1 protein-coding gene is annotated in these 758 nt (G+C 74.0%); it reads right to left on the minus strand.

Annotated features, from left to right (window positions below):
* The coding region (locus AB8Z36_RS41750; protein WP_369218528.1) for a TrmH family RNA methyltransferase at positions 1–710 on the minus strand (710 nt) is incomplete at its 3' end.
* Positions 711–758: the final 48 nt, after the last annotated feature.

Genomic DNA, 758 nt, shown 5'->3' on the forward strand with positions numbered 1-758 from the left:
TTCTTGTACTGCTCAAGGGCGCGCGTCAGGTTGGTGGCGCGCGCGACCGGCGTACGCGCCGCCGCGCCCGCCGACGTCTTCCAGGCGCCCGCCGTCATACCGGCGGCCCGCCGCTCGGGCACGACGACGCCGTGCCCGCCGAAGGCGGCGACGGAGCGGACGACGGCGCCGAGGTTGCGCGGGTCCGTGACCCCGTCGAGCGCGACGATCAGCGGGTCCTCGCCCACGTCGAACGCGGCGGCGACGAGGTCCTCGGGGTGCGCGTACTCGTACGGCGGGACCTGGAGGACGAGGCCCTGGTGGTTCAGGCCGTTCGTCATGCGGTCGAGCTCGGGGCGCGGCGCCTCCATCAGGTGGATGCCGCCGCGCTCGGCCGCGAGCTGGAGCGCCTCGCGCACCCGCTCGTCGTTGTCGATGAACTGCTGGACGTAGAGCGTGGAGGCGGGCACGCCGTCGCGCAGCGCCTCGAAGACCGGGTTGCGGCCGACGACCATCTCGGAGGTGCCCTTGCCGCCACGGCCCTTGGGCGTGGCGGTGCGGCGGCCCGCGGCCTTCTTGGCCTTGGCGGTGGCGATGCGGTTCTTCACGTGCCCCTTGCGCGCCTCGGCGGGCGGTGTCGGGCCCTTGCCCTCGAGGCCGCGGCGCCGATTGCCGCCGCTGCCGACCTGCGCGCCCTTCTTGCCGGACMTGCGGCGGTTGTTAGCGGCCATGACCTACCTGTCTGTCGTGATGCGTGGGCTCGTACGTGCGTACGGGCC

The sequence above is a fragment of the Streptomyces flavofungini genome, from assembly GCF_041028215.1.
Taxonomy (GTDB): Bacteria; Actinomycetota; Actinomycetes; order Streptomycetales; family Streptomycetaceae; genus Streptomyces; species Streptomyces flavofungini_B.